Annotated in this window: 5 protein-coding genes; all 5 read left to right on the forward strand. The window is 65.8% G+C overall.

Going from position 1 to position 6206, the window contains the following annotated elements; translation table 11 throughout:
• Nucleotides 1–528: 528 nt before the first annotated feature.
• Nucleotides 529–1563, forward strand: coding sequence for an ABC transporter permease (locus ACWEN3_RS38945; protein ID WP_452981212.1), 1035 nt, complete (start codon nucleotides 529–531; stop codon nucleotides 1561–1563).
• A 133-nt stretch (nucleotides 1564–1696) separates the two neighbouring features.
• Nucleotides 1697–3505 (forward strand): ABC transporter substrate-binding protein, encoded by a 1809-nt coding sequence (locus ACWEN3_RS38950; RefSeq protein WP_452981215.1) that lies wholly within the window; start codon nucleotides 1697–1699, stop codon nucleotides 3503–3505.
• A gap of 87 nt (nucleotides 3506–3592) precedes the next feature.
• Nucleotides 3593–4573: an ABC transporter permease gene (locus tag ACWEN3_RS38955; RefSeq protein ID WP_452981218.1), complete on the forward strand. Its 981-nt coding sequence runs from the start codon at nucleotides 3593–3595 to the stop codon at nucleotides 4571–4573.
• Between the two features lie 10 nt (nucleotides 4574–4583).
• The gene (locus tag ACWEN3_RS38960) at nucleotides 4584–5648 is read left to right on the forward strand and encodes an ABC transporter ATP-binding protein (RefSeq protein ID WP_452981221.1); all 1065 of its coding nucleotides are present in this window, start codon (nucleotides 4584–4586) and stop codon (nucleotides 5646–5648) included.
• A gap of 22 nt (nucleotides 5649–5670) precedes the next feature.
• Nucleotides 5671–6206: ATP-binding cassette domain-containing protein (locus ACWEN3_RS38965; RefSeq protein ID WP_452981224.1), on the forward strand; the 536-nt coding region annotated here is incomplete at its 3' end.

The raw sequence follows: 6206 nt of genomic DNA on the forward strand, positions 1-6206 counted from the left end.
GGAGCCCGGGCTTTTTGCAACCCGATTTCCGGCCGTCGATGATCGATAAGCCGGGTTCGTTGTCCGAAATGCGGAGATCCTGGACCGATAGCCATGTAACACGTCCGTTTCGCGGCCTTCTCCCACCGAACGGTTTGTCCAATTTTTGGAAGTTCTAGCCGCCAGCTGTGACTGAATTGAGATTTAAAGACGGTGGTCGCCACCTGGCTCATGGCAGATAGTTAGCCGCGTAGCGCTCGGGTCAATGGGTCACGCGCTGTGGGGACAGCGTGACGACTCGCGAGCAACGAGGGGTGTCTGATCCTCCGTCAGGGGTGTCGGAGGTTGGACTGCATCTCTCACTTGTTGGTGAACACGTGGAGTCATGAGGAGGAACCCCCATGTGCGGTGTCACAAACACCAGGTGGGTCAGTTCGTCGCTTCCAGCGGTGTGATTCGGCTGTAGAACTACGCGCGTCCGACTGCGGCTACGCGCGTTCTCGGAGTACCGGTCATCACTCACACCCATATCTGTGAAACGGACGAACCGTGACAAGTCCTATCGACATTGAGGGCGGCGGAACTGCGGTCGTCGTCGACGGCGAACCAGGGCCGGAGGCGAAGGGCGAGGCCGTCAAGCTCGAAGGCCGGTCCCCCGGCCAGCTGATGTGGATGCGCTTCAAGCGCGACCGCACCGGCGTGATCTCGGCCTACGTCGTGGGCTTCTTCTTCCTGGTCGGCCTGCTGGCCCCGCTGATCTCCAAGCTGTACGGCAAGAACCCGTACACGGTCTACGCGGACGAGAGTCCCGACCTCTTCGACAGCGCCGGCGTGCCGGTGCAGCCCAACGGCGGTATCAGCAGCGAGTTCTGGTTCGGTCTGGAACCCGGCAACGGCTACGACGTCTTCACCAAGCTGATCTACGGCATCCGCACCTCGCTGATGATCTCGGTCGCCGTCACCGTCGCGGTCGTCATCACCGGCATCCTGCTCGGCGTCGCCGCCGGCTATCTCGGCGGCCGGACCGACTACTTCCTCGGCCGGATCATCGACTTCCTGCTCGCCTTCCCCGCGCAGCTGTTCTTCATCGCGAGCATGCCGGTCGTCGTCTCACTGTTCGTCAGCCCCCGTGACGAGACACCGACTTACGTCCGTGTGCTCGCGCTGATCATCGTCCAGTGGTTCCTGGGCTGGATGGGCCTCGGCCGTATCCTGCGCGGCACCGCACTCGCCCTGCGTGAACGGGAGTTCATCGAGGCGGCCAAGGTCAGCGGCGCCTCGTCCTGGCGGATCATCCGCAGGGAGATCCTGCCGAACGTCGTCACGCCGCTGCTGGTGCAGGCGACTTACCTGCTCCCCGGATTCGTGACGGCCGAGGCCGGCCTGTCCTACCTGGGTGTGGGCATCGTCGAACCGACGCCTGACTGGGGGCAGATGTTCTCCAAGGCGTCCACCGAACTGGTGATGCAGAACGACATCACCTACATGTTCTTCCCCGGCGTTTCGATGATCATCTTCGTCGTCGCGTTCAACCTGCTCGGGGACTCGGTCAGAGACGCCTTCGATCCCAAGACCGCGCGCTGACCCAGGCACGTCGGCCGACGGAACATCGGTTCCGCGGCAACTCCACTGCACGGCACTGCGTTTCAGCAGTCCTTTTCGCACTGGTGCCACATAGATCGCACTGGTGACACACAGATGGGTGGGAATGTTCGTGATGAGTAGGGGCGGACGCCACGTATACGGCGCACTCTCCGTGCTCGCGGCCGGAGCTCTCGTGCTCACCGGTTGCAGCAAGGGCGGCAGCGACAGTGGCAGCAACGACAAGAAGGACCAGCAGGACGCCAAACGCCAGCAGGCGTCCATCAAGTTCGGTGGCGCGTCGGACTCCACCGGCCCGGCGGCCGACGTGCCCGGCGCCAAGCCCGGCGGCACGATGGAGGTGCTGCAGCGTGACAGCTACGCCCACCTCGACCCGGCCCAGATCTACGTCTCCGACGAGGGCTCCCTGGCGACGCTGATCCACCGCGGCCTCACAGGTTACAAGGCCACGAGCAACGACGGCCACCAGCACGAGGTGGTCGGCGACCTCGCCACCGACTCGGGTACCACCACCGACGGCGGCAAGACCTGGAAGTACACGCTCAAGGACGGCATCAAGTTCCAGGACGGGACCCCGATCACGTCCAAGGACGTCCGGCACAGCGTCGAGCGGCTCTTCGCGCCGTTCATCAACCAGGGCCCGACCTACCTCCAGCAGTGGCTGGCCAACTCGGCCGGCGCCACCTACCGCAAGCTGCTGCCGGGCGGCCCGTACAAGGGCAAGCACCTGCCCAACTCCGTCCTGGAGACCCCGGACGACAAGACCATCGTCTTCCACTTCAAGACCCCGCACCCCGACCTGCCCTACGCGCTGGCGATGGCGGGCTACGCGGTGGTCTCGGAGAAGGGCGACACCAAGGAGAAGTACGACAAGGCCCCGCTGGTCACCGGCCCGTACAAGATCCAGTCGTTCAAGTCCGGCAAGTCGATGGTGCTGGTCAAGAACCCCAACTGGGACGCGAAGACGGACCCGATCCGCCACCAGTACGTGGACCAGTTCAACATCACGTTCAACCAGCAGTTCGAGACGTCCACCAAGGCGCTGCTCGCCGACAGCGGTGCCGACGCGACCGGCATCAGCTTCAACAACCAGGTCGACGCGGGCAACCTGTCCCAGGTGCTGCGCGACCCCAAGATGAAGACCCGCACGGTCGCCGGCTACCAGCCGTACGTGGGTCAGATGAACATCAACATGAGCCACCCGGCCATGAAGGACAAGAACATCCGCGAGGCCATCGCCTACGCCCTGCCGGTCACCCCGTTCGTGCGCGCCTACGGCGGCACCGACGCCATGGAGGTCGCGGGCGGCCTGATCTCCCCGACCGTCTCCGGCTACGACCCCTCCTTCGACCCGTGGGGCAAGAAGAAGGCGCCCGCCGGTGACCCGGCGAAGGCCAAGGACCTGCTGAAGAAGGCCGGCAAGCTCGGCATGAAGCTGACCTTCGGCTACATCAACACCCCCGAGGGCCAGCAGTACTCCACCGCCATGGCGGCGGGCCTGCAGAAGGCCGGCTTCAACGTCCAGCGCCAGGAGATCCCGGCCGAGACCTACTACGACCAGGTCTCCAAGCTGAACAACAACTACGACATCTTCCACACCGCGTGGGGTGCCGACTGGCCGTCCGCCTCGACCGTGCTCCCGCCGCTGTACGACGGCCGCGTGATCGCCGACGGCGCGCAGAACTACTCCCAGGTCAACGACCCGAAGATCAACAGCGAGATCGACCGGATCAACACCATCACCGACCCGGTCAAGTCCGCGGCGGAGTGGGAGAAGCTCGACCAGTACATCGTCAAGGACGTCGTCAACGTCGTCCCGACCGCGTACTACAAGCAGGTTCAGATCGCCGGCTCCAAGGTCGGCGGCCTGGACTACGACGACGTGATCGGCGGCGTCGACCCGCGTCGCCTGTACATCAAGTAACCGTCCCCTGCCGGTACCCGGCGCGCCCCCACCGAGGGGGAGCGCCGGGTACCGCCCGGACCGTCGACGTCTGAGAGCTGCCCTGTCATGCTGCGCTTCCTCGTCCGCCGGATCATCGGTGCCGTCGTCATTCTGTTCCTGCTGAGCATCGTCACGTTCGTGCTGTTCTTCGGGGTGCCCCGGGACCCGGCGCTGCTGATGTGCGGCAAGACCTGCAACCCGGACAGCATCGCGAACATCCACCATGTGCTCGGCCTGGACAAACCCATCACCGAGCAGTACTGGATCTTCCTGCACAACCTCTTCGTGGGCAGCAACCAGTTCGCCCAGGGACCGTGCCCGGCCCCGTGCTTCGGCTACTCGTACCACACCAACGAGCAGGTCTGGGGCACGCTGATGGACCGCCTGCCCACCACCGTGTCGCTCACCCTGGGCGCGGCCGTGTGCTTCCTCGTCATCGGCCTCGGCACCGGCTTGCTCGCCGCCTGGCGGCGCGGCACGATGATCGACAAGACGGCCACCGCGGGCGCCATGGTCATCAGTTCGCTGCAGATCTACTTCCTCGGCCCGCTGGCCCTGGCCCTTCTCGTCTACCAGACGCACTGGTTCGACAAGCCGGCCTACAACGAGATCACCCAGGACCCCGTCTCCTGGTTCGCCGGGCTGATCATTCCCTGGGTCGTCCTCTCCACGATCTTCGCCGCGCAGTACACCCGTATGGCACGGTCCGCGATGATCGAACAGCTCCAGGAGGAACACGTCCGCACCGCCCGCGCCAAGGGCATGTCCCGGCGGTACGTCTTCTTCCGCTACGCCTGGCGCGGCTCGCTGATCCCGATCGTCACCATCTTCGGCATCGACCTGGGCTCGCTGCTCGGCGGCGCCATCATCACCGAGTACACCTTCAGCCTGCCGGGCCTCGGCAACCTCGCCGTGCAGTCCGTCTTCTTCAGCGATCTGCCGCTGCTGCTCGGTGTGATGCTGTTCTCGGCCACCATGATCCTGCTGTTCAACATCATCGTCGACGCCGCCTACGCCTTCATCGACCCGCGCGTGCGGCTGTCCTAGGAGCACTGTCGTGACCACTCTGACCAAGGAAGCCGGTGCTCCGATCCCGGCCGGCACCGGTCCCCTGCTCTCGGTGCGGGACCTGCACGTCAGCTTCAAGACCGAGGACGGCGTCGTACGGGCCGTGGACGGGCTCTCGTTCGACCTGGAGCGGGGCCGCACCCTCGGCATCGTGGGCGAGTCGGGCTCGGGCAAGTCGGTGACGAACCTGACCGTCCTCGGTCTGCACAACCCCATGTTCACCACGGTCGAGGGCGAGATCCTGCTGGACGGGCAGGAGTTGACGACGGCCCGCGAGTCGGAGCTCGAGAAGCTGCGCGGCAACAAGGTCGCCATGATCTTCCAGGACCCGCTCACCGCGCTCTCCCCCTATTACACGGTCGGCCGGCAGATCGCCGAGCCGTACATGAAGCACAACGGCGCCTCCAAGAAGGCCGCCTGGGAACGCGCCGTGGAGATGCTCGGCAAGGTCGGCATCCCCAACCCCCGGCAGCGGGCGAAGGACTACCCGCACCAGTTCTCCGGCGGTATGCGCCAGCGCGCGATGATCGCGATGGCGCTGGTCTGCGACCCCGACCTGCTGATCGCCGACGAGCCGACGACGGCCCTGGACGTGACGGTCCAGGCGCAGATCCTGGACCTGCTGAAGGACCTGCAACAGGAGTTCGGATCGGGCATCGTCTTCATCACCCACGACCTCGGGGTGATCGCCGACATGGCCGACGACATCATGGTGATGTACGCCGGCAGCGCGGTGGAGCGGGGCACGACCGACCAGGTGCTGCGCTCGCCCCAACACCCTTACACCTGGGGCCTGCTGAACTCGATGCCGCGCATCGACTCCGACCCGGGCGCGCAGCTGTCCCCGATCCCGGGCACCCCGCCCTCCCTGCTCACCCCGCCGTCCGGCTGCCGCTTCCACCCCCGCTGCACCTTCCAGGACCGGGTGGAGGGCAACGGGCGCTGTGTGAACGAGCGGCCGCTGCTCGCCCCCGACCGGGCGTCGGCCTGCCATCTCACCGCCGACCAGAAGCGGACCATCTTCATCGAGGAGATCAAGCCCCGACTGGGCTAGGTCGTCATAGGAGGACACCGTCATGAAAGAGGACCTGGTCCTCCCGGCCCCGCGCACCGAGGGCACCGGCGCGGACGGGGAGCCGCTGCTTCAGGTCTCGGGGCTGACCAAGCACTTCCCGGTCAAGGGCGGCTTCCCGATCCGCCGCACCATCGGTCAGGTCCAGGCCGTGGACGGCATCGACCTGACCGTGCACGCCGGTGAGAGCTTCGGTCTGGTCGGTGAGTCGGGCTGTGGCAAGTCGACCACCGGCCGGCTGATCACCCGTCTGCTGGAGCCGACCGGCGGCACGATCACGTACCGGGGTCAGGACATCACCCACGCGGGTCGCAGGGCGCTGGCGCCGATCCGCTCCGAGATCCAGATGATCTTCCAGGACCCGTACTCGTCGCTGAACCCGCGGCAGACGGTCGGCAAGATCATCTCCGGTCCGATGGAGATCAACGACGTCAACCCGCCCGGCGGCCGCGAGAAGCGGGTCCGGGAACTCCTGGAGATCGTCGGTCTCAACCCGGAGCACTTCAACCGCTTCCCGCACGAGTTCTCCGGCGGTCAGCG

It is taken from the genome of Streptomyces sp. NPDC004561, assembly GCF_053602155.1.